Origin of the sequence: Ochrobactrum sp. WV_118_8, from assembly GCF_039631535.1 — a bacterium.
In the GTDB taxonomy this organism is placed as follows: domain Bacteria; phylum Pseudomonadota; class Alphaproteobacteria; order Rhizobiales; family Rhizobiaceae; genus Brucella; species Brucella anthropi.
On record NZ_JBDIUZ010000002.1, the window covers coordinates 1,831,832 to 1,855,700 of the forward strand.

Here is a 23,869-nt window from a genome sequence, read left to right on the forward strand (position 1 = left end):
ATGGAAGCGCGAAATGAAGCGATTGGACTGCAAGGAACCTTATCCAGACACCGACGGGCGATGCACCACTTTCACGAATGACGGGAAGGTGGTTGTCATCGTCACGATCCGCGACGGGAGTGAGAATGAACGGTCGATTACTGAAATCACCGGCCTTCTTGTCCATGAGGCTACTCACGTCTGGCAGACAATCCGCAATGACATTGGTGAGCAAGACCCGTCGCCAGAATTCGAAGCATATTCGATGCAGGCGATATTCCAGGGCTTACTCTCAGCATTTCAGGAAACGCGAGGTTTGAACTGATGCCACTCATCATCACTCCTGGCGATCCTGACGCTGACAGCTACGTCGATCTGGACGAGTTCAAGGCCTACTGTGGAAAAGTCGACTATGACCTTGAAGGGAAAACAGATACCGATCTTGAGCAATCCTTGCGCCGTGGCACGATATGGTTAGACGGAACTTACGGACAGCGATTCATCGGTGAACCCGCCACGGTAGAGCAAGCACTGGAATGGCCTCGCAAGAACGCCGTATGGCGCGGATCTGCGCTTCCGAGTGATGTTGTTCCGGTAAAGGTCAAGAACGCGCTGTGTGAAGCCGCTTGGCGGGAATTGAGTGCACCGGGAAGCCTTTCGCCAGACTACGTGCCAGCCGAAGCGATCAAACAGGAGGTAGTGGGGCCAATCTCGACCACTTATCAGGATACGAACGGTGGAGCCTCCGATGTTCTACCCGTTTTGAGCATCGTCGACGGCATCCTTGCCGGGTTCACCCGCGGCAAGGGCCCCGGTGTGTTCGGATCGGCAGCAAGAGCCTAAAGCATATCGTTATATGGCTGCTTCGTTTCGCCAACCAAACGGGCAAGTTCGGTGAAGTTCCACGGACGTTCTGCGCCGGTGGTATTGGCGATTTGAAGAACCCTGATGGGAAAGCAGATTGCATCGCGATTGGACGGGTTTAAGTCCTCAACAAAGCGATCATCTCCACGAGCGGTTGCTTCGGCCCGTCTGAGGGCTTCGTCAATCTCAACCTGAGAGAGAATGCCCTTCTCGACCAGTGCATGATTGATCGCGGCGAAAGCGAGGCACAGACCCTCGAGCTGCAAGTTTGCGACGTTCATGTTGTCCTCCTTCGGTTCCCGATGTTTTTCAACGCATTTGGTCGGGGATTTGATCCATTGGAGAGCGCCATAATGGCCAAGTTCAATTATGCCCGCTCGGTAGCCACGGCGAACCGTTTGATTGATAAGTTCGGTCAGACTGGCGCTATCCGGCGTACCGAGACATCGGGTGACCCGTGGAACCCCGGTACGAGTGATACGGACTATCCGTGTACTCTGGTCGCGCTGGATTATGACCAGAAGGACGTTGACGGGACACTGATCAAGTCGACCGACAAAAAGGTCTACGTCGCCATCAAGGGCCTGGCAATCCAGCCGACGACAACCGATAAGGTTATTATCGGCGGTGTTGTCAGCACGATCGTCGAGGCAAAGCCACTCAATCCGGCGGGCATCATCGTGCTTTTCGAGTTTCAAACTAGGTCGTGATAATTATCTCATTCTACTATCGATGAGATTAGAAATTTCGTCATATGTCTCGTTCAGCTTGAGAGCGCTGCGTCTTGCGGCTTTGTATGCTCGTTCAAGTTCAGTAAACCGTCCTGAGTACCTATCGCCATACTCTGAATCTAGGAAGTTCGTGGAGTCGGGCGCATAGTAGGTATTCTTATGAATAGCAAAAGTGTAACCCAGCTCGCCGGTATCATCATCAACGTACTGGCGCGTCACGGCTACCACATTTCCTAGCTTACAAACGTAAACTTCGTGCGCTTGTTCTGTCCATTCGAACTTCCCTGTTTCAGTGGCCTCGGTTATTTTGATTATTAGCTCGGATAATTTCATAGCTGTGCACTCGCTTTTGTTTGGGCCACGGCTTCCCATCTGGCACTGATCTCCATCACGCCAGAAATTGCCTTAGTAAGTGAAACGCGATTGAACTTCTGATTGGGTTCAATCGCGAGGATCAATTGATAGTCAACAATTCCAAGTCTTCGTTTCAGATCTTGAGCGTCAGACTCGAGAAATTCGGCGTGCAGAGACTGTATATGTAAGCTTCTCTTGATTGGGTCAAACAACGCTTGTGCGACCGAGAATTGGTTATTTTGGATAGCGCTGGAGACCGCAATTAGCTGACCGCTAGCAAAGGCGGCGTTAGATGCATCAATGCGCAATTTAAGGGCGTCCGCGGCTGTTTTGGCAGCTACAGAAGCGCGCTTGGCAGCAGTTGCTTGATAAATCGCAAAGATTAGCCCAACGAAAGTTAGAATAAAGCCGATCCAGGTAACCCAGCCCATAACAGGGGCGGACACAAACCAATCAGCCCAGCTGAGTGGATCTATTGCCGTAGTAATAGGTTCGAGCCCGGATTCTGTCACGCTATCACCCCAAATGATTCCCCACACATTTGTTTATCACGGAGTGTAAAATGCTCAAGCGTCTCACGCCCCGCGAGCGGGTTGAAGCATTTATCGCGACATACGAGCCAATTCTGCGCGCCGCATTTATGGCAGCCGTGGATGATATCCGGTCCAACATTGTCCTTCGGAGGGTCGTTGAACGGCTGGAGAAGGGCGATATATCCGGCGCGATTGATGCAATGTTCATTGAAGAGGCGGCATTCAATCCGCTCGAAGAGGCTCTACGTCAAGCGTTCAACGCGGGCGGCGTCGACACTGTATCCAACATGCCAGCTCTCAAGGACCCAGAGGGCCACACCGTCGTTATTCGATGGGATGCGCGAAATGTCGTTGCTGAAAACTGGCTACGCGATCATTCAGCAAGCCTTGTTTCGGGAATCGTCGCTGATCAGGTCGAAAGCATCCGCACCGCTCTGACGGAGAGCCTTGCTCGAGGCGACAACCCGACGAAGGCCGCAAAATCCATCGTTGGGCCGGTGAATCGGGCTACTGGAAAGCGAGAAGGTGGGATTATCGGTCTGACGGCAGCACTGGCCCGGTTCGTCCAGAGCGCTCGCGATGAACTGCTGTCCGGCGATCCTGCGCTGTTGCGGAACTACCTGGAGCGCGGCCGGCGGGATAAGCGATTTGACCGAACGGTGATGAAGGCGCTCAAAGAGCAAACCCCGTTGCCGGCGGATGTCGTGGACAGGATCGTCAATCGATACAGTGCGGGTCTGTTGAAACTTCGCGCCGATACGATAGCGCTGAATGAAACATTCGATGCGATGGCAGCGGCCAAAGACATCGCTTTTCGTCAGCAGATCGATAACGGGAACCTTTCGGCAGACATCGTCACCAAGACTTGGCGGCATACACCGCAGGAGCACCCGAGAGCGCAGCACGTGGCGATGAGAGGCCAGAAGGTCAGATATGACCAGCCTTTTGTCGCGCCTGACGGGACGTTGATTATGTATCCGCATGCGCCAGGCATTCCGGCTCGGCACAAGATCGGATGCAAGTGCATCGCCGAATACAAGATCGATTTCGTCGCTCAGTTGGTGGAATAATGGCCAAGTCTTTTGCTGCAACCGTCGGACAGTGGGCCGTTAAGGTCGATGGCGCGCTAGAAGTCGTGTTCAAAGAGAGCGCGCAGGCGCTAGTCAGCCAGATGGATAAGCTTCTGTCTGACATGGTCTATGACCAGCCATCGTCTGAGAAATACCGGCGAACCGGCTATCTTCGTGCGTCTCTGATGGCATCGCGTGAAGCCATGCCGAGGCTGTATCGTGACAATCCCGGCGGGTCGGTTCCTCCTGATCTGCAGCCAGTCATTCTGGTGATCAACAGCGCTGATCTCGGCGATACGATCTATCTCGGCTACACGGCGAACTATGCGGCCTATGTGCACTACGGTGCCAAAGGTTCGGCTCCCCGCCCGTGGGTAACGCTCATCGCTCAGCGGTGGGAGGAAATCGTTGCCGCCAAAGCCAAAGAAGTGAAGCAAAGGCTCAAGCTCTGATATGACTATCGAGAAGAGTATAGAAAACGCTCTGTTCGAGCGTGTGGCTTCGTTGGTGCTTAATCCTGCGCTTCCGGTCGCTTGGCCCAATATCGCGTTCCAGCGGCCTGCGACGGGATATTTGCGCGTGACACATGTCCCGAACACATCGCGCCGCCGGTTCGTCGGGTCGACTGAGCCGCACCAAAGACGCGGCATTCTTCAGATTGACGTATTCCTGCCGCTGAACGGTGGCACAACAAGTTCGACAGAGAATGCAGGGAAGGTGGCCGAACATTTCCCGACGGACCTTATGCTGCCGAAAGACGGATTGTCCGTTCGCATCACCAAGGCGCCCGACATCGCGCGAGGGTTCAGCGACGAGACGCACTGGCAAGTGCCGGTGACGATCTCATACGACTGTTTCGCATAACTTTCATCCGGCCTGAGCCGTTAACAGCCCCGATCCGGGGCTTTTTTCATATGGAGAAGACCCATGATTACAACTGCTTCGGGCTCTACGATTGCTATCGGGCCTGCAACTCCCGTAACCGGTGCCAATGAGGCCGCTATCATCACAGCATATAAGGCTCTGGCGTTTGTTCCGGTTGGCGAGGTCCAGAACCTCGGCGAATTCGGCGACGAAGCCAATGACGTGACCTTCACGTCATTGTCGGATGCCCGGGTGCGCCATCTTAAGGGTGCTCGGGATGCTGGCGTTCTCGCCCTGGTGTGTGGTCGTGATCCTCTCGACGCCGGCCAGATCGCGCTGAGGGCGGCTGAAAAAACCAATCTGGCTTACGCTATCCGTATCATCGCGAACGATGCTCCAGATGAAACCGGAACCCCGACCGAGTTCTATTTTCACGCGCTCGTACAGTCGGCCAAGGAAAGCTACGGCGAAGCCGATGATGTGGTCACTACGACTTTCAATCTCGGCATTACGACTGCCGTTTTTGAACAAGAAGCCACTGCCGGAACCCCGTAATTCCAACAGTTTATCAACCGCTTCTCCACAGACGTATCAACAGGAAGTTCACAGATGGATCTGTCAGTATTTGACGGTGCGGCGAAGGCATTTGACGAAGGTTTCGAGGTGGATATTGTTCACCCGACCACAGGCAAGAAATTGGGCATGAAAGTTCGCGTTGCGTCGTATCAGTCGCAACGCGTTCGTGATGTCCAGCGTCGCTTGGCTAATGCCAATATTCGCGACCAGAAGCGCAATCCGAAGAAAGTTCAGACGGTCGAAGAAATCGAAGATCGCGCAATTGATGTGATGGTGGCTGCTGTACTTTCGTGGGAAGGATTCGAGCGAGGCGGCAAGGCCATTGAATGCACGACGGAAAACGTCCGAGCAGTGCTGACCAACCCGGATTTGTGGTTCATTGCCGAGCAAATCGACGCCGCGGCGGATAATCAACTGGCTTTCGTGAAAGCCTCGCCAGCGACCTAATTTCGTTCGGCGAGGCCGTCTTCGCTAAACGACGGCCTACCGTACTGCCAGACTTCCCAGACGATTTACGGCACGTCTGGGGCTGGTTCCTTGATCTGAACGCCCGCCGATCAGTTGGCATGTCTGCAAATCCGATCTCGTATGGAGAGATCGACGCCTATAGCCGTGTTCATGGCATCTCGATGCTGACATGGGAGGTCGAACTGATCTGCTTACTGGATAACGCCATCCTCGCTGTTACGCGGGCAGGGCAGAAAACGAAATCCAGCGACCAGTTGAAGAATGAAACACCAGCCAGTGACGGGCATGGCGTTGCATCGCTGTTGCGCGGCTTCAAACGGAAGAAGGGGTAGGAGATCGCACGCGGAGCGATGGACAAGCAGTCGCCGGGAGGTGTCGAGCCTCGTTCAACCTTGCTGATAACAACCCAACTGGGCAGCTTCGGTTCTGGCCTGTACTCGCTCGATTTCCCGAATGGCCGGGTATTCCGTCCGACTGAGCAACTGCTTGCAGCGAACTTCCTTGTACTCAGGGTCAGGCGCCCTATTGCTTGTGCAACTGGAAAGGACGAGCAGGGCGAAACTGGCGGTCACAAGTGCTTTCATGTGGGTTCCCCTCTATTGGGGAATTATAGCGTTCGATTCGTGAGTTGGTAGGTGTCGATGGATGCAGATAATGTTTGCAATTTATAATTATACCGGTGTTTGCTTGGGTACTCAAATTACCGTGCTCGGAATCATGCAGGGGGCGATATGTCTGAATATTCGGAGGCCGATCACTTAGGCAGGGTTGGAGAAGATTTTTTCCAAGGGCTAGCGAATAAGGCAAGGTTGCTCGTTGGGAAGATCGACCCTGATCGTGTGGGAAAAGACCGAATAATTGAGTTTAAACTTCCAGAACGAGACGAGTGTCTCTCTTTTGACAAGCAACTCCCACCTCTAAAATGTGCCGTACAAATTAAGGCAGTGAAGCAAACAACCGAACGAGTAACGCTGTCACTTTCTGTCGCTGCTCGTTTGATCGCGGATTCCCATCCTGTTTTCGTGGCGATGCTCAAAATAGGTCCAGAGGACGATGTAGTTGAGATGCGTCTATTGCATCTATTGAATGATCCTCTAGCTAAAATTCTAAAACGTCTACGAGAAGAATACGCAAAAGGCTCTACTAAACTAAATGAGCATAGTATTTCATTTTCGTTTGGAGAAGGCGAACAGGTAGATCTGGCGCCTACGGCTCTGGTGGAAGTATTACAGCGCGCCATCGGTCCAGACATGGATCGATATGCGGCGGAAAAAACCCGTCAGCGTAAATTGCTCGGATATAAGCAAAATTTCTTCAGTGTGAATACCACTTTTGATGCCAAGGACATGGGTGAGATTGTTGATGGTATGCTCGGCCTTAAGACACTCAATGTGCAAAGTATAAAGGCATACGAAGAACGCTTCGAAATTAAGCTGGAAGACAAAGAAATCTTTCCATACGACTTCACGGAAGGAACGATGACCATCACAGCGAGTTCCTCGGAAAAAGCTGAGGTGGTCGTGCGGTCAATGGAGAATGAAGATTTTGCGAAATTTGTTTGCGAAGTAATTAGCCCTAACATACCGAACTTGCCAGCTGAGTACTTTAAAGTAAGATTAAAGACAAATATGGTGGATTTCATATTTGGGGGCGGAAGCCTAAAGTTCAGTATTACTAATGGGTTAAATGAATATTCGATCGCTACGGTTTTTTCTTGGTTGAATATTTTAAGGGTCTTGAAGATATTTAAGGAAGGGAAGTTCGCGCTTTGGGTGGTCCGGGATGGCGAAGAACATCGAGTTGGTCATGTTGATGAGCCTATGCTGATCGACGATCAGGGGTGGCTAAGTTTACTGCCTCTTGTCGAACGATTTGGATATCTGCGCAATGAAGCCGCAGTGCCTGATAAAGAGATTTCCATAAAGGATATTTATGATGCCAAAGATGCCATTGATGCAGCGTACTATTCGTTCAGGGATCCTGGGGCATTGAGCCCACTAACATTTAAAACGGATGCCCCATCCGTTGAGCTTCCAAGGACAATGTCTTGTCTTCTTACAAATTTGCTTGTGGTCGGCGATGAGCGTTATGCGTATGCGACGAAATTTGAAATGACCTGGAGCAAGTCGAGCCTTGGGTTTAACTGGACAGGAAAGAACGGACAAGCAGTCGCGATTGAACCCATTTTTGATCAAGCTTCGATCAGCAGCTTTAGTAAGAGAATGGGAAGAATTAGCGGTTGCCAGTTAGCGATCGTCCCTGATTTGACAATGAATGTTGATGCTCCGGTAGATACGGTTGAAATGGATAAATCTGTGGAGAAGTATTGTGAACCTCAGGTCCGAGATCAGTCATCTTCTGACGCATAAGCCCTTCCAGAAACGGTCAACCAGCAGCGGCGCAGACTCCCAGCATAAGGAGCGGCCTACGGGCCGCTTTTAATTTCCTAGCTCTTGTTTCAATGATGTTGCCAACTTCCCGCACATGGTCGGATTGAACAGCGAGAAATTGGTTTGCTCTTTTTCCTGCGGTTGGTCGGCAAGTTTCTTCAAAGCATTGCTTGCCGTTTCAGAGGGGTTTTTCACGCCAGCCGAGGCCAAAAAATTGATCAATGCCTTTTGGGCGTCTTCAACGATTTCTGGCATATCTAGCCGCTTGTTACATTGATCCGCAAAGATCAACCGAGTGAGAGATTTTTGTAACTGTTCCTGTTTTTCTGGTGCAACTTCAATTGGCTGAGAAATAGCAGGAGAGGTTAAGGTCAGTGCCAATGCAAATACACTTGACCTAATCATTTGAACTCTTCCTTCGACCCGTCCTCGTACAGGACAGCGGAAACGCATATCTTAGCGGTTACGTCTTGAGGCCGGACTTTTGCTAGCCGAGCGGCGCTCCAAGAACCCTTTTCCACAAGGGCTGCCTTGGGCTTGATTACCGTGTCAGGATCGAGTGCAAGGTTTGCGATTTTCTCGCCAAAAGGGTCAACGAACAGTGCGACGGCTTTGAGCATGCGGATTTGTTTGTCGCTGTTGCTTTGTAGGGTCATGCTGACGGATACGCTCCCGAAATCTCCCGGTTTCGCTGACCAATCTTTGATCGTAAGCAGTTGAGAATTAAGGTTACCGCAGTCTGCGGTTTCAGCCGCTGCCGTGCTGGCCCAGAGCCCCGCAATCATTGCCCCGATGAATAAATACTTCATGCCCCGTCTCCTTCTTAGGTGGCGAGGACGATAGCTTTCGCCTGAAAGGAACGCAACATGGCTGACATCGCTACTCTGGGCTTGGAAGTGCGCAGTGATCAGGTTGAGAAAGGCACTCGTGCGCTCGACAAGATGTCCGGTGCGGCAAAACGGGCAGAAGCAGCGGTAAACGGCTTTTCCTCGACCAGTTCAGGTGCCGCATCTGCGGCTTCGCGGCTTGCGGCAGGAACGAATAACGCCGAAGCCGGACTGGAACGTGTTGCGGGCGCTGCAAGGCAAGCACAACAGTCACTTCGGTTGGCGAGTGCTGCCGCAAACGACAACATCAAGGCAGCAAGCAAGTTCAATACAGCCAACATCGCGGCACAATTTCAGGACATCGCCGTTTCTGCGCAGATGGGAATGGGCGCATTCCAGATCGGCTTGCAGCAGGGCACGCAGCTTGCAGCGGTCATCAGCATGATGGAAAACCCGTTACGCGGTCTCGGCGCGGCATTCATGTCCGTCATCTCGCCAGTAAGCCTCCTGACCATCGGCCTTGTGTCGCTTTCTGCGGCGGGTCTGCAAATGGTCGATTGGCCAAAGCGCACCGCTCAGGCTCTCATCTTCCTTGCCGACAATCTTAAGGCCATTGCTCCTTACGCTGCAACGGCTGCTGCGGCACTCGCGCTAATCTATGCGCCATCCGTGATCGCCGGAATGGTAAATCTCATCGCCTGGATGGGACGTGTATCGGTCGCTGCGGTCAGCATGGGTGCATCGTTCGCGCTCGCTAATCCCGTTACCGCTCTGGTGGCTGGTTTTGCCGCAGCCGTCATTGCCGCAAATATATTCCGCGATGAACTGACCAGGATCTTCGGACTGGACATCGTCGGGGCCGCAAAAAGCGGGGTCAATGCTATCATCGGGGTATTCGTCGGAAGCTACAATGCTATTGTAAAAGGATGGTCGGCACTTCCCGGGGCATTTGCTGATCTGTCCATTCAGGTCGCTAATAATTTTCTCGGCGGTATCCAGTATATGGTGCGCGAGACTGTAAGCCTCGTGAACGGCATGATTATAAGCATCAACGGGTCGCTTCGGAACGGATTTGAAGCATTGGGAATGGATCGGGAAGCGGCGCCGCAGTTTCCCGATCTGGGGCCATTGCGCAACTACAAGATTAGTCAAATTGAAAATCCCTATGCAGGCCAAGCCCAAGCATTTGACAAAGGTGTGTTAAAATCCATTCAGGATGCGCAAAAGACTGACTATGTCGGCAATACGTACTCAGCTATTGAAAGCGGGGCATCTGCCGCAGCGGGTAAGCTGAGAGAGCTTGCCAAGGGCCTAACCGACGTTGACGATAAGTCGAAGAAGGGTCGGAAGCGGAGGGGCAAGACTGATGCCGAATATTATCAGGACATCATTGACGGTGCTGATCGGCGGATAGCGTCACTTCTGGTCGAACAGCAGGCACTTGGCATGACGGAAGAAGCCGCCAATGCGCTTCGGTACGAGCAGGAAATGCTCAATCAGGCGCAACAGCATGGTATCGAGCTCACGCCGAAGCAGGCTGACTATATCAAGATGCTTGCCGGAACCATGGCGGGTCTGGAATCAGCAATCCAGAAGGCACAGGATGCGATCAACTTCGCCAAGGTTACAACTAAGGGATTCTTCTCCGATATGGCGAACGGTCTTGCCAATGGGCGAGGCTTGTGGGGTTCACTTGCCGACGCTGCGGTAAATGCGATCACCAAGATTGCTGATGCCCTGATCGATAGCGGGATAGATTCGCTCTTTGGCGGAAGTGGCTTTGGCAGCCTCTTAGGCGAGTTGTTCGGCGGTAAATCGGCAGACCCGTGGTCAGGCCTGCGGCTTGCAAGTGGCGGCTACGTATCCGGTCCCGGCTCTGCGACCTCTGACAGCATTCCTGCATGGTTGTCGAATGGTGAGTTCGTCATGAATGCCCAGGCAACCAAGGCATTCGGGCCGTGGTTGCAGGCGATGAACGATAACAAGTTGCGCGGTTTTGCCTATGGTGGTCCGGTCGACGGGAATGTCGTCTCTATGCCGTCTCGCTCCACCTTGCCGAGTGTTCGAGAGGCTGCTGTTAGCGGCGGTCGACAGACTGTTCGTGTCATCACCGAAACTCGTTTCGTGAACGATGGAAACTTTCAGAACTATATCAAGGGCGAAGTTGAGGAAGGTTCTGCGAAGACCTTCAAGGCCGGTATTCAGAAATACGACAAGGGCGGCGCCGTTCGTGCTGCTCGTGATCTGCGTCAGGTGAACCAGAGAGGCTATGCGAAATGAGTATCAGTCTCCCTGACTTCATCGAGTATCAGGCTGGCCGTCCACGACTGAACAAGCCGATTTCCATGTCTCGGTATGGTGAACGCGCCATATCAATGATTCAGAACGGTGATGAGTGGTGGACGGTCAATATCGAAACACAGCCAATGTATGATGAAGACTTGGCCGAGTTCGAAGGCTGGCTTGCTCAGGCACAGAACGGCATGGAGACGATTGTTTACACGGTTTTGGGCAAGCAATCGCTTCCTCGTGCTTATTGGATCAATCCGAATAGTGCTGTTCCGGCAGACAATGGTACTCTTACATCCGTGACGAATGGGAAAGCGCTGCTGATCGGAGGCGTAACGGTTGGACTGGCGATGACAAAGGGCGATTTGATCTCGCTTACGACCGGTGAATATCACAGCCTGCATCGAGTAACTGCTAATGCAACCGCAGGAGCGACAATCACTCTTCCCGTCGAGCCTCCGGTGCCATCGTATATCGCCAACGGGGCAACGGTTCGCTTCAAAGACCCGGTTCTGAATACCCGGATTGTTCCGGGATCGACCGAAGTTGAAGATGGCGTAATGCCAACGGCAAAGTTTCAAATCATTGAGGTGCCGAAATGAATGTTACCGAAACTCAATAGTGAAATTCACGGGGCCGATATATTTCGATTTCAAGGGTTCGCATTCCAGAATCAGATCTGAAGCGTCTTTCCCGAATGTAACGTTGCCGTCGTCTCCGTTGTGTCTGACTTCAATCTCTTGAAATATTCCACCTTCCGAGACAACGAGTTTGATCGATGCTTTGCCGTCTAGTGGTATCCCTTTGACCTTACTCAACTTGGATACACACTGGATTATTTCCGTTCGGAGCTCCTCTATTTCCTGCTGAGCGTATTCTTTGGGTGGTCCATAACCGGCCAAGACAATTGATGCAGCAGGTACGAAAAGCAATCGAACATTCCGCTGCATCGTCTTGCCTCCAAAAATCGTCGATCGCTCGTATTACGATGAGTTTATCACATGGCTTTCCCAGCACGTCTACAGCAATTGCTCAACGAGGGCAGGGGCAAGATCGCCTCTGCCGTGAAGTTCGAGTTCGGCACCGGCATTTATGGATTCTTTTCAGGTAAGGGCAGTCAGGACTACGGTGGCCTGACCTATCACGGCAATACGCTGATCGATATCGACGAGCCGATGTATGCGCTCGGCACGGCAGCGCAGCCAGTGACTATGCGACTGCCAGCTGCCGCCGACTTTGGCCTGACCCCAGACAAGCTCGGTCAGATCGAGCAGGAAGACTACAAGAACCGTCCTGTCACTTTCTACGACTTCTATTTCGACCCTGACACCAACGCTTTCCTTCATGTTGAGCCGACGTGGTACGGGTATGTCGATACCATCGATCACCGCGAGGAAAGCGACGAGGTTTGGCTTGAAGGCCATATCGAGACCGGCGCAGTCGACAATTTCCGCGAAGGCTATCGATACGCCTCACATGAGGATCAGCAGCTTGTTTCGCCGGGCGATATGCTTTTCGAATACGCAGCAAGGACCAAGAATGAATTCTTCAAAATCAAGTTCGGCTAGGGTTGCGGGCTGGGATCGAGCGCTGGAAGACCTTGCAACCACTCACGTGTCGATCATTCCGGAATGGGGCGTTTCAGACTGCCTGATGACGGCAGCTGATGCGATCAAGGCAGTCACCGGTGAAAACCCACTTGCTGAGTTTCGAGGCAAGTACAAAACCGAAGCCGGTGCGGCTCGAAAGATGCGCGCAAATGGCTGTGAGAACGTCAAGGACGTGTTCGAGACCTATCTCCGGCTTGAGCCAATTAATCGGCTCTCCGCCCGCCGGGGTGATGTCGGCGTGATGATCATCAACGACGAATACGTGGCCGGGTTCATCTGTGGATCAGGCTTTGCTGTGAAACAGCCGCACGGGCTCACGTTCTTTCCGGTGACCGATATCGAGCAGGCCTACAGGGTCGGCAGCTAACCACAACTACAATTTGCGCCTTTGAAGGTCCGCCAGCAGCGGGCCTTTTTTGTTGCGCGTGCATGAGGCTTCCATATGCCATTCCTAGCACCTATTGGCGCTTTCATTGGAGGCGTTGTGTCCAGCGTTGCCGCATGGGCGGCAGCAAGCCCGATCCTTGCCGGTATTGCGCAGACAGCCTTCGGCATTGCAGCTAAGTTTGCTCTCAATGCAATATTTCCGCCAAAGACGCAGAGCCGCGCTTCCGAACTGGAAACTCAGTACGGGGCAAACATCCCGCGTTCAGTCATTCTTGGCACGTGTGCGACCGAAGGTCATCATATCTATCGCAACAGCTACGGCAGCGGCGGGCGTCTCATTCAGGACGTGTTCGTCCTGTCCAGCTTCCGTATCACCGCTGTGCCGCGTGTACGCTACAACGGTGAGTGGCGTTCGCTAGTGCAGCAAGATGCTGACGGATACTGGCTTGTGCCGAACGAAGGGACGAGTGGCGACGATCACGACAACGTCCGGGTGAAGTTCTATTACGGCACGATGGATCAGCTAGCAGAGCCGACGCTGATCAATAATGCCCGCCCTGCCGGTCGCTGGACTGCGAACCATCGTGGCGCTGGCATTGCCTATGCCATCGTGTTTTCGGAACTGCGCAAGAACGGCGATGGCCTGACCTCGCCAGCCAAGTTGCTGTTCGAAGTCGTTGGCGCTCCGCTGTACGACTGGCGCAAGGACAGCACCATGGGCGGTTCGGGCGCGCATCGCTGGAATGACCAGAGCACGTGGGAATATTCCGATAATCCGCCAGTCCAGATCTACAATCTGGAGCGCGGTTTCTTCAACGGAACCCAGCGCATGGTCGGCAAGGCCGTTCGTGCAAGCCGCCTCCCATTGGCAGAATATACCCAGGCTGCGAACATCTGCGATGAATCCATGCCGGACGGTTCGAAGCGTTATCGTGCACATGCGATTGCCAAGGATGGTCCCGGAGCGAACCACGATGCCAACCTGATGCCGATCCTAGAAGCGATGTGCGGCTCATGGGTTGAGCGCGTTGATGGTGAATTCCCGATTGCAGGCGCGCCACAGGCAATCGTTGCCACGATCACGGACGACGATATCAAGCGTGGTGCACCGCTTCGCTTCAGCGCGAAACGCAAGCGGACTGAGCTTATCAACACTGTTGCGGCTTCTTATGTCTCACCTGAAGATTTCTACGAGACGAAGGACGCGGCAACCCGCATCGATGCAGGCGCTCTGGCCGAAGATCGGGAAACGCTGGCCAGCGCCATTCCTTACGCCGCCGTCACCGATGTACGGCAGGTGGACAGGCTGGCAGACATCGCAATTCGTGGCGCTCGCTATCAGGCGTCGGCGGAAATCGTCGTTCATCCGAAGTTCCTCGACACGATCAAGGAAGGCCGGTGGGTTCGCTGGAATAGCGCCAAGTATGGCGATCGCACGTTTCAGGTGCTGACCCGCCAGCTTGGTGGGATCAATACCGATGGCGCTCGCGATATCTCGCTGTCTTTGCAGCAGATCAGCAACGGGGTCTTCGACCCGACCGCATACGAAACAAATCCGCCTGCGTAGCGACAATCAAGGTGAGATTCAGCGTCAATCAGGATGAGACTCGCGCCGGGGTGTGACGGAGAGAGGGCGTAGCCCGACCGTAGTCATATCCCGGCGCGGCGCAGATTTTCGACGTCTCATGATCGCGGTCGGTCCGATACATTTCAGGTTTTCTGGATTGGAGAACCAGTTTGTGCCGGGTCGTCATGTAACCGATCATCAGATGAGATTATTCATGAAGTATCGACAAATGCATTCAGTAGAGGTCGCCGCTGCAAAAGCGTCGATCAGCCGGGCCACGGCCTATCGTCTCGATAAGGAGACGCAACTTCCATCCCAAAGCAAAGCACCACGCGGGCGTCGTCGTCCTGATCCGCTTGAGCCGATATTCGATACGGAAGTTGTTCCGCTCCTCAAAGCAGCACCGGGCATCCGCGCCGTGGCCGTTTTCAACGAGATGCTACGGCGGCATCCAGAACTGCCCGAAGGTATCCGCCGCACGCTCGAGCGTCGCATCCGGTCCTGGCGTGCTGTTCACGGTGAGGCCCAGGAGGTCATCTTCCGCCAGACGCATGAACCTGGTCGGCTGGGCCTTTCGGATTTTACTGACATGAGCAGCCTCGGCATCACAGTCGCCGGCCAGCCGCTCGATCATTTGTTTTATCACTTCCGGCTTGTCTGGTCTGGGTTCGAGCATGCTCATGTCATTCTCGGCGGCGAGAGCTTCGTTGCGCTGGCAGAAGGGTTGCAGAACGCCCTGTGGTCTGTGGGGGGCGCGCCCCTTTATCACCGCAGCGACAGTCTGTCGGCCGCCTTCCGCAACCTCGATGCCGATGCCAAGGTCGACCTGACAAATCGCTATGACGAACTGTGTGCCCATTATCGCATGACGCCGACGCGCAACAACAAGGGCATCGCACATGAGAACGGCTCGATCGAAAGCTCCCATGGCCATCTCAAGAATGCTGTTCGTGATGCCTTGCTGATGCGCGGTACCAGGGAATTCGCTGATCTCAGCTCTTACCGCGCCTTTGTCGACGAGATTGTCAGCCGGCGCAACGCCGCCCATGGCAAGCGTATCGATGCCGAGCGGTCCCATTTGCAGGCGCTGCCCGAGCGCCGGACCACGGACTTCGAAGAGGTTGTCGTGACGGTATCTCGCACCGGCGGCTTTACCTTGCGCAAGGTGTTCTACACCGTGCCGTCCCGCCTCATCGGGCATAGACTTCGGGTGCGCTTGTTCGACGATCGGCTTGATGTCTTTGTCGGGGGTACGCACCTGATGACGCTGCGCAGGGGACGTGGCCATGCCGACGGGCGGCATGATCAGGTCGTCAATTACCACCACATCATCCATTCCCTGCGCAAAAAGCCGATGGCGCTGCGTGGTCTCGTCTATCGTGACAAGCTCTTTCCACGGCAGGAATACCGCAGAGCCTACGAGACACTCATCGAGCATCTTCCCGACAAGCAGGCCTGCAAGATCACCGTCGAGCTTCTGGCGCTGGCGCATGATCGCGGCTGCGAGCGCGAACTTGCCGAAGAATTGGCCACGACACTCGATGCCGGAGATCTGCCCGATCTGGCTGCAATGCAAGCGCTCTTCGGTCCCGATCCAGCCAAATTGCCGACCGTCCATGTCCAACTCGCATCGCTTCATGGCTACGAGGCCTTGATCGGGACAGGAGAAGCAGCATGAAGAACGCTCATGTCATCGATGAAGCGCGGCTCGGCATCATGCTCAACGAACTCCGACTGCCGACAATCAAGACTCTATGGTCGCAATTTGCCGAACAGGCCGATCGAGAAGGATGGCCGGCCGCACGCTTCCTATCGGCCATCGCCGAGCACGAATTGGCCGAGCGTGCCCACCGCAGGATTGAAAGGCATCTCGCTGAGGCACACCTGCCACCTGGAAAGACCCTGGATAGCTTCGCTTTCGACGCCGTGCCCATGGTCTCAAAGGCCCAGGTCATGGCAATTACCGCTGGCGACAGTTGGCTCGCCAAAGGTGCCAATATCCTCATGTTCGGCCCACCCGGTGGAGGAAAGAGCCATCTCGCTGCCGCTATCGGCCTCGCACTTATCGAGAATGGATGGCGCGTGCTATTCACCCGAACAACCGACCTCGTGCAAAAGCTACAGGTCGCGCGCAGGGAACTGCAGCTCGAATCTGCTATCGCCAAACTCGACAAGTTCGACTTGCTCATCCTCGATGATCTCGCCTACGTCACCAAGGATCAGGCCGAAACGAGCGTGCTCTTCGAGCTGATATCGGCACGCTACGAGCACAGATCGGTCTTGATTACCGCAAACCAGCCATTTGGAGAGTGGAACCGGGTCTTCCCAGATCCTGCCATGACACTCGCAGCGGTCGACCGGCTTGTTCATCACGCTACGATCTTCGAGATGAATGTCGAAAGCTACCGGCGAAGAACGGCGCTGGAGGAAAAACGCCAACGCGGACGACCGGCATCTTTTGCGACAATCAAAACCTCGACGGTGATTGCCGCGGAGCGACAATCAGAAAGCGACGAAGAGCTTGCCAGCGACATTCAACGTGATAACTTCAACTCGACCGCGACATAAGAATCTCATCCAGATTGTCGCCCGCGTCTCATCCTGATCGCCGCGCTATATCCGCCCAACATCATCGTTGTCCCGCCGCCGCAGTATCTGGCCGAGGTGCAGAACTTCGATGTCATTCCAACCATCGTCAAGGCTGATGGAGCTGGAGAACTACCGGGTGCCCGACTGCTGTGGGATACGATCGATGACATTTCTGTTGTCGGTGTCGATATCGAGTACTGGCCGGCCAACGATCCAAACCAGGTATTCAAGCGCTTCGTGACGTGGGACGTGGTGAACGTTCTTCTGGTCGAAGGCCTGACCTCTCTTACGGACTGGTTCGTTCGGACGCGCCTGCGTGTCGATAATGGGCGTGCTGTGGCGTGGGCCGCGGCAAAGCCATTTCGGACGCTGAATGCACAAGGTGATCAAAACCCGATCGATTATGAAGCTCTGGCCGATGATCTGAAAGGTTATCTCGGCTGGATAGGGCCACAGGTGCGCGAACTGATCCGTCTCAGTCAGGAGCTGGTGACACAAATTGCTGACAACCATGCCAATGCCTATGAGGACCGGCAGATGCTGGTCCGCAGACTGGAAAGCACGTTCGGCAGTGCTCAAGCACAGTGGGAGGAAGCCATTTTCGTCGCCACCGGGCCAAACAGCGCCATCGGGCAGCAACTCACGACGATCAATGCTCAGCTGTTCGACGTGAACGGCGCGAGCATCATTCAGTTGCTGCAAGTGCGGGTTGATGGTGTCGAGGATGATGTAGCGGCACAAGCCAATCTCATCACGCAGCTTTCCTCCAATATCGGTGAAGTGTCAGCCAATGCCACGTTCCGGATGGGCACTTACAATGCTCCATCGGGCTGGAATGCTCGTATCGGTATGGAAGTGCGCGGTGGGACAGATGACAGCTTCAAAAGTGCTGGCTTGTTCCTTGATGTTACCAGCACCCAAGCGCGTATCGCTCTTATTGCGGAGCAGATCGTATTTTCGAACGGAACCGAGTTCTTCAAGCCTTTCGTCATCCAGAACAACGTGATGTACGGCGAAGGCTTCGTCATGGATTGGGCGAAGATCGTAAATGTTTCGATCCAGTGGGCACAGATACAGAATGCCGTTATCAATAATCTGGTCGTCGGAACAAGCAATCTGGATTTCGGGGCAGTCACAGGCGGCTCACGCGCTTCATTCAACCAGCTTCTGAACGGATCAACCGGAGCTGTTGCGGCCCTGACCATTAACAATCCGGTCGGCAACAAGACTATCCCCGGCTGCAATGTCTCCCTGACCTATTCGTCTACGGGTTCAATGACGCTGAAACTGGCGCTCCTGAATATAACCACCGGTGCAGAGATAATCTCGAACACCGGCACGGCTTCGGGCGGTAGCAACACACTGACCCTTGGCGGCAGCAATGTCGATTTCAGTTCGGTTGCCGGAAACAACGTCTACGGGCTTCAGGTAACCGTTCTGGCCAGCAGCGGAACCACAACAGTGAACAATACTGTCGGGACCGTACAAGCGCTCTTCTGGAAGCGCTGACCTTCATCAAAATCCAATCATAGGAAACCGCGTGAACAGCGCGGGGAGGTATTTCATGGCTGTTCTGTCGGACTATACCGATGGCACGATCACCGTAACCAATGGATCGGTTGATTTCACGGGAACGGACACGCTCTGGCGAAGTGCTGCATTTCGAGAGGGTGATACCGTCCTTCTACAGGGCTTCACCGGAGTGATCGCCGGTACGTCGGACGATGATCCGCTGATCTTGTCCAACACGACAGGGCAGTTCACCGAGCCGTGGCCGGGTGCAAGCGGTACGTTCTCCTATCGGATGCGCTATCAGCCAGACAATGCCCGTTTTTCGGCGAAAAGCACGGCTCTGATCAATCTTCTCGCCAATGGCATTCTGCGAGGTATTGCTGACATCGGCGTGCAGGATGGCAAGCTTCTAATCGGCAACGTTGCTGGTCTTTATGACCTGATTGATAAATCGGAACTCGGATTGCAAGACCCGAACGGCAGTCTCGCCAAGCTGGCGGCGCTGCAGCTGGCTGCGAACATGGTTCTTCGGACAAACGCCGAAGGAGCAATGGAACAGTCTCAGTTAACGTCATCCGGCGTGGCGCTCTTAAAGGCTCCACCAGTCGCGGACGGCCAGTTTCTATACGCAATTGGACCGGACGAATTTTCTGTCGCTACGCTCACGACATGGTCGCGCAGTTTTCTGGCTTCACCAGATGCGGCCGAGCAGCGCCGTATCATCGGCTATAATCGACCGGCATTCAAAGCGCATCTCGCTTCCAATCAGCTTGTCTATAACGGCACGACTAATCTGACCTTCACGGCAGCGCCTTTGAATGTCAACAACGGGTGGTCAGGCGGCAGGTTTACCATCACCCAGCCAGGCACCTATTTCTTCATGTTGAATATTACGATTGGCGATGGCTTTGCCGGGCAGTTCATCCCGCAGATATTCGTCAGTAACGGTACAAATCCATCATCTGTCTACAGTGAGGTCGTTGCCCCCATCGGGCCGCAGAGTGCGCAGCGGTTCTATGCCGGAGGAAACGTGGGAGCCGCTATATGGCTCAACACAGGATCTTACGTAGAATTCAAGCTAGTGTTGGATGCCGTACAGGGCAACCCGTACATGGGTGCCTTTCGGTGTTCTGCGACCGGCTTTTTGATGTGAGGGCACTATGAAATACAAGTTCATCAAGTTCGGCCCGGAGGGTTTCCCGCTCTTCTATTATGACGAGGTCACCTATCCGCCGACCGAAGACGGAAACCGGAACCCTGATATTCCAATGGATGCGGTTCCTGTTACCGACGAACAATGGGCAGATGCACAGCGTATTGCTTTGTGGCAATCGCTGGACGGCACGCTTACAACCCCGCCGCCACCGGAGCCGGTGGAAAGCCCTTCAGTTGTCGTCATTCCATCTGTAAGCCTCTGGGAGCGCCTGACTGAAGCCGAGGCGGAGCAAGTAAATGCTGTCATGGCAACACAACCGTTCCGCACCCGGCAGATTTTCCTGACAGCAAACACCTTTTGTTCCGACCATGAATTGTGGCCACTCCTGCAGCAGATGGCGATCGAACTGTTTGGAGAAGTCAGGGCAGCTGAACTACTCGCTGGCTGATTGCGTCACCTGCGTTTCTCCCGCCAGATCATCCATATGATGATTACCAGAAGCGCTGCAACCAGAGCGCCTTCGATCCAGTAGTACCAATGCATGGCGTCCCTCCCGCTGATGATAACGGCGAACGGACAAAATAGTTCAAAATTCAAAATATCGAGGTTCTTATGAAACTCGTCTCCGACTGGAGGTGGGTGCTTCGCTATGCGTGGTCCATCCGCCTCTTAATCGCTGCCGGCATCCTGACCGGCCTAGAAGCTGTGTTGCCCTACCTGGCTGACACATCCCTCATCCCCGATCAATGGTTTCGCCTTTTGATGTTCGTCGTGACGATAGCGGCGTTCATGGCGCGCATCATTTCCCAAAAGGATTCCTCAAATGAGTAAACGTGCAAAGGGCGCTCTGGCGTCCGGACTTGGCCTTGTTGCGATGACCGCGGCATATCTCACCGTTCCGTGGGAGGGCGTCGAGAACAAGGCCTACTACGACAAGCTGGGCCGTGTCTGGACGGTTTGCGCAGGCGAAACCAAGGGCGTGAAGCCAGGCGACCGATACAGCGATGCGCAATGCCTCAAGATGCTGGAAAAGCGGCTTGAGAACGATTTCCGCAAACCCCTGCAGAAATGTATCGTCACCTTCGATCTTGCTCCGATCAGCGTGCAGGCCTCCATGCTCGATCTTTCCTATAACGTCGGGATAGGTGCGGCCTGCAAGTCGACAGCAGCGCGGCGCATGGCCGAACGTAAATGGCGAGACGCTTGCCAAGCGATGACGCTCTATAACCGCGCCGGCGGCAAGGTGATCGACGGCCTGAAAAAGCGCAGGGAATACGGAGACGCGCAGCGCGTCGGCGAACTGGAGCTTTGCCTCGCGGGGCTGGGTTGATGTTCGGGCTTCTGGACTACATCAAGATCGGGCTGGGTGTGGTCGCTGGCATCGTGCTTGCCTCGATTTACTTCAATGGCGTTCCGGTTCTCAAGGATCTGCCAGCAGTCGGATTCCTGTTCGAGGGGCAAGCGAAGAGAGGCCTTGTTCCCCAGTTCGAGCTTGCTGCAGCACGTGCCGAGCGGGATGAGCTGCAGCGCCAGCTGAAAGTCAGCGAGTTCGTGACTGCCGCCTATCAGGAACAGATCCGCAATGTCTGGGCCAGTGAAGCCGCCCGGACTGAGAAAACCGAACAGGAGATCGCCGACTATGAACGCAAGCTTGCTGAGGCGGGCCGCGCTTGCCTGCTTGATAACGACGATATTGAGTTCCTGCGCCGCTGAAAGAAAGCTGATTGCCGCAGGCGAGGCACAAGGGCGGGCCGCTGCAGGAACGACCCTGCCTGACTACCCTGAAGACTGCCGGCGCAAGGAAGCGCATGCGCCGCTCGTCGAGGGGCAGGAAAAGCTATCGATCTTGAAACGTGAGCGTGAGGCGCTCGATAGGCAGAACGCACGGACTGACCGGTGCGCCGGCTTTTATGATGAAGTGAAGAGGGGGCTTCAATGAATGCTGATTTGCAATGGTTGATCGGCACGGCTCTCGGTTTGGCGACTTTCTTCGGCGGAGCGCTTCTCACCGCATTCAGATCCCTGTCTGCCTCCATAAAAAACGGGGATGATCGGTTGGCCGAAGGGATCAAGGCGGGCGACGATCAACTGCATGAACGGGTTAACCGCGTTCGCGACGAATATGTCCGACGTGTAGATCTGGACGACCACGTGAAGCAACTGCGCGACGGCATGAAGGAAATGCGGGATGAAACCAGAGAAGGCCTGAAAGAGACGAACAAGCGCCTCGATCAAGTGCTCGCCGTTCTAGCGCAGGATAAAAAGGTTTGACCTAAAAAGAGCCCCGCAGCGAAGAACGTGCGGGGCTGGAAGTCATATGTCATCATCGGCACCCAAAATTTTATTGAGGGATTCGGATTTGTAAAGCCCCGATGTTTAACGTTCATTCAAACGGTACCAGCCTCGCATCACTCGGATGTAGGCTGGCTTATGCTGATAGTTGGTCTTGACAGAATGCTTGCGCAGATGATCTGCGATTTTTGCAACGTCCACGTCAGGCAAAGCACGATGAACGAACCTAGCGCTAAATGGTTCGCGCAGCTGCAGGCGTCGAAGCGCCCTTTCGATCTCTGAATTTTTCATTGCCCCCTCTGCCCACAATCGAATTAGATGCCCCGACGCGCTCTTCCCGGAGGCGTCGGGGCCGCGCTCGACAAATGAGGTGCATGCCCTTGCCTTGCGCTTTATCCGCTGAGCTTCGTACGACCCAGCGAATAACTGAAAAATGCCCTGCCGAGGGACGAGCTAGGCAGGGCTGCGCCAGCGGTGGTTCTGGTGCCAGTAGTAGAGGTGAACTGGCGCGAAGTTATCGTTCTTGCATCATTAAAACTCTGGGGAGGGGGAATGGTTCCGCGGCGGGAGCTCCAGACCATTCTTCGGGAATAGTTCTCTTATCACCCGTGTGTACGCCATTAACCATGCTATTCATTAAATCATAGCTACGCGTTTCTGCGACGGCGCTTATTGGTTAGCAGGGTCTAATTAAAAGTTGTTAAGAAGGTGTTTGGCTTCGCCTGGGCGTGGTCGGTGCCTTGCGCTTAGGTTTGGGTAACAAGCCTTCCCTTTGTGCCCTCTTTTTCGCATCCTTACGTGCACGTCGAATAGCCTCTCCCTTTTCGCGGGTGCGCTTTTCGGATGGCTTTTCGTATGCTCGGCGCTCTCGAAGTTCACGGAAAATGCCTTCTCGCTGCATCTTCTTTTTGAGCACGCGCAGCGCTTGATCAATATTATTATCTCGTACAAGTACCTGCATTAAATTCCTAACTATGGCTTTGGTGGTTGGTTATGTTCTAATCGCGCAGCTCGCAGCCGCTCTGTTTTGGCGTCTATAGCTGCTTTTTCTGTCTCGAGAATAGCTTTTGCGGCGTTGTCCGTTATCGCGTTTTTCGCTTCCGTACGTGACAACGGTTTCTTGAAAAGCGTATCTTTAGTTAGTTCGGTCGATTTTGCTTCAAGCATTTTCCTTGTCCTTGTCCTGGTTCTGGAAAGGTCACACTTTCCGTGAAGGATTGAATGGGTGGGGGACAAGCCTCCATATGATCGCCGTAACATCGGTTTCGCCGACATAATTGGAATTGCTGATATCTATCCTATCAATGCGAGAACACCGTTTGGATGTTTTAACCTCTGTTTACGGGCAAAAAACAAAAAAGGCCGGGAAAACCCGACCTTTTAATCGCCTCAACGATCAGTGCCAGTACATCCGTGGTCATGGATCGAAGGCAATGTCTGAACACTAAAACTAAAGTGCTTGCAGATTATCTGCGGCTTTCTTGCCAGAACGGCGATCAGCTACGAGTTCGAAGCTAACCCGTTGACCTTCGTTGAGCGTATGCAATCCTGCGCGTTCAACTGCGGAAATGTGAACAAAAACATCTGGAGATCCGTCTTCGGGTTGGATAAATCCAAAGCCTTTGCCGCCATTAAAGAATTTTACTGTTCCGTTGGTCATATTGAATATCCTTCAAATCGAACGGTTAAATAATAACGAAAATTAATTCGCTGCGAGTTTTACGATTTGAAAGAAAAAGAGGGGCTTTAAATCTTAGCCACGTCGTTCGATAACAAAGTCGATGGACATCATTTAGCGTTAATCAACGCTT

34 protein-coding genes are annotated in these 23,869 nt (G+C 53.9%); 25 read left to right on the plus strand and 9 right to left on the minus strand.

The features are described 5' to 3' along the window. The first annotated feature begins 13 nt into the window (after window positions 1–13). Both ABDF71_RS22830 and ABDF71_RS22835 read left to right on the plus strand, forming a co-directional pair. On the plus strand, window positions 14–304 hold the full coding sequence (locus tag ABDF71_RS22830) for a basic secretory family protein (RefSeq protein ID WP_258124111.1): 291 nt from the start codon (window positions 14–16) through the stop codon (window positions 302–304). Further along, entirely contained in the window at window positions 304–822 is a 519-nt protein-coding gene (locus ABDF71_RS22835; RefSeq protein WP_258124112.1) for a DnaT-like ssDNA-binding protein, read from the plus strand. Before ABDF71_RS22830 ends, ABDF71_RS22835 begins: the two co-directional genes overlap by 1 nt. Here the strand turns inward: ABDF71_RS22835 and ABDF71_RS22840 are convergent. Further along, entirely contained in the window at window positions 819–1,124 is a 306-nt protein-coding gene (locus tag ABDF71_RS22840) for a hypothetical protein (protein WP_151576524.1), read from the minus strand. The two genes, ABDF71_RS22835 and ABDF71_RS22840, sit on opposite strands and share 4 nt — an antisense overlap. A 72-nt stretch (window positions 1,125–1,196) precedes the next feature. On the opposite strand from ABDF71_RS22840, the gene ABDF71_RS22845 reads away from it, so the two are divergent. Continuing rightward, the gene (locus tag ABDF71_RS22845; RefSeq protein ID WP_258124113.1) at window positions 1,197–1,553 is read left to right on the plus strand and encodes a hypothetical protein; all 357 of its coding nucleotides are present in this window, start codon (window positions 1,197–1,199) and stop codon (window positions 1,551–1,553) included. A gap of 350 nt (window positions 1,554–1,903) precedes the next feature. On the opposite strand, the gene ABDF71_RS22850 is transcribed toward ABDF71_RS22845, so the two are convergent. Next, window positions 1,904–2,440, minus strand: a complete 537-nt coding sequence (locus ABDF71_RS22850) for a hypothetical protein (RefSeq protein ID WP_204157898.1) — start codon at window positions 2,438–2,440, stop codon at window positions 1,904–1,906. A gap of 221 nt (window positions 2,441–2,661) precedes the next feature. Between ABDF71_RS22850 and ABDF71_RS22855 the strand changes: the two genes are divergently transcribed. The 6 genes from ABDF71_RS22855 to ABDF71_RS22880 all read left to right on the plus strand — a co-directional run bounded on the left by ABDF71_RS22855 (window position 2,662) and on the right by ABDF71_RS22880 (window position 5,771). Beyond that, a complete protein-coding gene (locus tag ABDF71_RS22855; RefSeq protein WP_500061813.1) occupies window positions 2,662–3,531 on the plus strand; it encodes a putative phage head morphogenesis protein in 870 nt (289 codons plus the stop codon). Beyond that, the gene (locus tag ABDF71_RS22860; RefSeq protein WP_258124115.1) at window positions 3,531–3,983 is read left to right on the plus strand and encodes an HK97 gp10 family phage protein; all 453 of its coding nucleotides are present in this window, start codon (window positions 3,531–3,533) and stop codon (window positions 3,981–3,983) included. The genes ABDF71_RS22855 and ABDF71_RS22860 overlap by 1 nt, the downstream gene beginning before the upstream one ends. A 1-nt stretch (window position 3,984) precedes the next feature. Further along, window positions 3,985–4,395 carry a DUF4128 domain-containing protein gene (locus ABDF71_RS22865; protein WP_258124116.1) on the plus strand — a complete coding sequence of 137 codons (411 nt, stop codon included), beginning with the start codon at window positions 3,985–3,987 and terminating at the stop codon, window positions 4,393–4,395. 63 nt (window positions 4,396–4,458) lie between these two features. Further along, entirely contained in the window at window positions 4,459–4,950 is a 492-nt protein-coding gene (locus tag ABDF71_RS22870; RefSeq protein ID WP_258124117.1) for a phage tail tube protein, read from the plus strand. Between the two features lie 54 nt (window positions 4,951–5,004). Next, on the plus strand, window positions 5,005–5,418 hold the full coding sequence (locus ABDF71_RS22875) for a hypothetical protein (protein ID WP_112702498.1): 414 nt from the start codon (window positions 5,005–5,007) through the stop codon (window positions 5,416–5,418). A gap of 44 nt (window positions 5,419–5,462) precedes the next feature. Further along, on the plus strand, window positions 5,463–5,771 hold the full coding sequence (locus ABDF71_RS22880; protein ID WP_439710725.1) for a phage tail assembly chaperone: 309 nt from the start codon (window positions 5,463–5,465) through the stop codon (window positions 5,769–5,771). Between the two features lie 54 nt (window positions 5,772–5,825). Here ABDF71_RS22880 and ABDF71_RS22885 read toward each other — a convergent pair whose 3' ends face one another. Further along, the gene (locus ABDF71_RS22885) at window positions 5,826–6,023 is read right to left on the minus strand and encodes a hypothetical protein (RefSeq protein ID WP_151576533.1); all 198 of its coding nucleotides are present in this window, start codon (window positions 6,021–6,023) and stop codon (window positions 5,826–5,828) included. A gap of 147 nt (window positions 6,024–6,170) precedes the next feature. On the opposite strand from ABDF71_RS22885, the gene ABDF71_RS22890 reads away from it, so the two are divergent. Next, window positions 6,171–7,808: a hypothetical protein gene (locus ABDF71_RS22890; protein WP_258124118.1), complete on the plus strand. Its 1,638-nt coding sequence runs from the start codon at window positions 6,171–6,173 to the stop codon at window positions 7,806–7,808. A 69-nt stretch (window positions 7,809–7,877) separates the two neighbouring features. Here ABDF71_RS22890 and ABDF71_RS22895 read toward each other — a convergent pair whose 3' ends face one another. Together ABDF71_RS22895 and ABDF71_RS22900 are read right to left on the minus strand one after the other, a co-directional pair. After that, complete coding sequence (locus ABDF71_RS22895) at window positions 7,878–8,234, minus strand: hypothetical protein (RefSeq protein ID WP_151576535.1); 357 nt, start codon at window positions 8,232–8,234, stop codon at window positions 7,878–7,880. Then, the gene (locus ABDF71_RS22900) at window positions 8,231–8,638 is read right to left on the minus strand and encodes a hypothetical protein (RefSeq protein WP_025091520.1); all 408 of its coding nucleotides are present in this window, start codon (window positions 8,636–8,638) and stop codon (window positions 8,231–8,233) included. Before ABDF71_RS22900 ends, ABDF71_RS22895 begins: the two co-directional genes overlap by 4 nt. Before the next feature lie 57 nt (window positions 8,639–8,695). Between ABDF71_RS22900 and ABDF71_RS22905 the strand changes: the two genes are divergently transcribed. Next, the gene (locus ABDF71_RS22905; RefSeq protein WP_258124119.1) at window positions 8,696–10,936 is read left to right on the plus strand and encodes a phage tail length tape measure family protein; all 2,241 of its coding nucleotides are present in this window, start codon (window positions 8,696–8,698) and stop codon (window positions 10,934–10,936) included. Beyond that, entirely contained in the window at window positions 10,933–11,547 is a 615-nt protein-coding gene (locus tag ABDF71_RS22910) for a hypothetical protein (RefSeq protein WP_151576537.1), read from the plus strand. Before ABDF71_RS22905 ends, ABDF71_RS22910 begins: the two co-directional genes overlap by 4 nt. A gap of 3 nt (window positions 11,548–11,550) precedes the next feature. Here ABDF71_RS22910 and ABDF71_RS22915 read toward each other — a convergent pair whose 3' ends face one another. Further along, window positions 11,551–11,895 carry a hypothetical protein gene (locus tag ABDF71_RS22915; RefSeq protein ID WP_151576538.1) on the minus strand — a complete coding sequence of 115 codons (345 nt, stop codon included), beginning with the start codon at window positions 11,893–11,895 and terminating at the stop codon, window positions 11,551–11,553. Between the two features lie 51 nt (window positions 11,896–11,946). On the opposite strand from ABDF71_RS22915, the gene ABDF71_RS22920 reads away from it, so the two are divergent. The 13 genes from ABDF71_RS22920 to ABDF71_RS22980 all read left to right on the plus strand — a co-directional run bounded on the left by ABDF71_RS22920 (window position 11,947) and on the right by ABDF71_RS22980 (window position 22,037). Continuing rightward, window positions 11,947–12,513: a hypothetical protein gene (locus ABDF71_RS22920; RefSeq protein ID WP_258124120.1), complete on the plus strand. Its 567-nt coding sequence runs from the start codon at window positions 11,947–11,949 to the stop codon at window positions 12,511–12,513. After that, window positions 12,485–12,922: a DUF6950 family protein gene (locus tag ABDF71_RS22925; protein ID WP_258124121.1), complete on the plus strand. Its 438-nt coding sequence runs from the start codon at window positions 12,485–12,487 to the stop codon at window positions 12,920–12,922. The genes ABDF71_RS22920 and ABDF71_RS22925 overlap by 29 nt, the downstream gene beginning before the upstream one ends. Window positions 12,923–13,039: 117 nt before the next feature. Next, the gene (locus ABDF71_RS22930) at window positions 13,040–14,509 is read left to right on the plus strand and encodes a phage tail protein (RefSeq protein ID WP_500061815.1); all 1,470 of its coding nucleotides are present in this window, start codon (window positions 13,040–13,042) and stop codon (window positions 14,507–14,509) included. A 172-nt stretch (window positions 14,510–14,681) separates the two neighbouring features. Further along, window positions 14,682–16,187, plus strand: a complete 1,506-nt coding sequence (gene istA, locus ABDF71_RS22935; RefSeq protein ID WP_500060850.1) for an IS21 family transposase — start codon at window positions 14,682–14,684, stop codon at window positions 16,185–16,187. Beyond that, a complete protein-coding gene (istB, locus tag ABDF71_RS22940; protein WP_500060852.1) occupies window positions 16,184–17,077 on the plus strand; it encodes an IS21-like element helper ATPase IstB in 894 nt (297 codons plus the stop codon). Before istA ends, istB begins: the two co-directional genes overlap by 4 nt. 96 nt (window positions 17,078–17,173) lie before the next feature. After that, a complete protein-coding gene (locus ABDF71_RS22945) occupies window positions 17,174–18,607 on the plus strand; it encodes a hypothetical protein (protein ID WP_500061816.1) in 1,434 nt (477 codons plus the stop codon). Between the two features lie 55 nt (window positions 18,608–18,662). Continuing rightward, window positions 18,663–19,763: a hypothetical protein gene (locus ABDF71_RS22950; protein WP_258124123.1), complete on the plus strand. Its 1,101-nt coding sequence runs from the start codon at window positions 18,663–18,665 to the stop codon at window positions 19,761–19,763. 7 nt (window positions 19,764–19,770) lie between these two features. After that, a complete protein-coding gene (locus tag ABDF71_RS22955) occupies window positions 19,771–20,214 on the plus strand; it encodes a hypothetical protein (protein WP_258124125.1) in 444 nt (147 codons plus the stop codon). 164 nt (window positions 20,215–20,378) lie between these two features. Further along, window positions 20,379–20,597 carry a DUF7940 domain-containing protein gene (locus tag ABDF71_RS22960; RefSeq protein ID WP_258124126.1) on the plus strand — a complete coding sequence of 73 codons (219 nt, stop codon included), beginning with the start codon at window positions 20,379–20,381 and terminating at the stop codon, window positions 20,595–20,597. Further along, window positions 20,590–21,096: a lysozyme gene (locus ABDF71_RS22965; protein WP_258124127.1), complete on the plus strand. Its 507-nt coding sequence runs from the start codon at window positions 20,590–20,592 to the stop codon at window positions 21,094–21,096. Before ABDF71_RS22960 ends, ABDF71_RS22965 begins: the two co-directional genes overlap by 8 nt. Beyond that, window positions 21,096–21,479, plus strand: coding sequence for a hypothetical protein (locus ABDF71_RS22970; protein WP_258124128.1), 384 nt, complete (start codon window positions 21,096–21,098; stop codon window positions 21,477–21,479). The genes ABDF71_RS22965 and ABDF71_RS22970 overlap by 1 nt, the downstream gene beginning before the upstream one ends. Further along, entirely contained in the window at window positions 21,460–21,705 is a 246-nt protein-coding gene (locus tag ABDF71_RS22975) for a hypothetical protein (RefSeq protein WP_258124129.1), read from the plus strand. The genes ABDF71_RS22970 and ABDF71_RS22975 overlap by 20 nt, the downstream gene beginning before the upstream one ends. Then, entirely contained in the window at window positions 21,702–22,037 is a 336-nt protein-coding gene (locus tag ABDF71_RS22980) for a hypothetical protein (RefSeq protein WP_258124130.1), read from the plus strand. Before ABDF71_RS22975 ends, ABDF71_RS22980 begins: the two co-directional genes overlap by 4 nt. 721 nt (window positions 22,038–22,758) lie before the next feature. Here the strand turns inward: ABDF71_RS22980 and rpsU are convergent. The 3 genes from rpsU to ABDF71_RS22995 all read right to left on the minus strand — a co-directional run bounded on the left by rpsU (window position 22,759) and on the right by ABDF71_RS22995 (window position 23,718). Next, window positions 22,759–23,019 (minus strand): 30S ribosomal protein S21, encoded by a 261-nt coding sequence (gene rpsU / locus ABDF71_RS22985; RefSeq protein ID WP_122241923.1) that lies wholly within the window; start codon window positions 23,017–23,019, stop codon window positions 22,759–22,761. An 11-nt stretch (window positions 23,020–23,030) separates the two neighbouring features. Beyond that, window positions 23,031–23,225 carry a hypothetical protein gene (locus tag ABDF71_RS22990; protein WP_258124132.1) on the minus strand — a complete coding sequence of 65 codons (195 nt, stop codon included), beginning with the start codon at window positions 23,223–23,225 and terminating at the stop codon, window positions 23,031–23,033. Between the two features lie 283 nt (window positions 23,226–23,508). After that, window positions 23,509–23,718, minus strand: coding sequence for a cold-shock protein (locus ABDF71_RS22995; RefSeq protein WP_122241926.1), 210 nt, complete (start codon window positions 23,716–23,718; stop codon window positions 23,509–23,511). Window positions 23,719–23,869 lie beyond the last annotated feature (151 nt).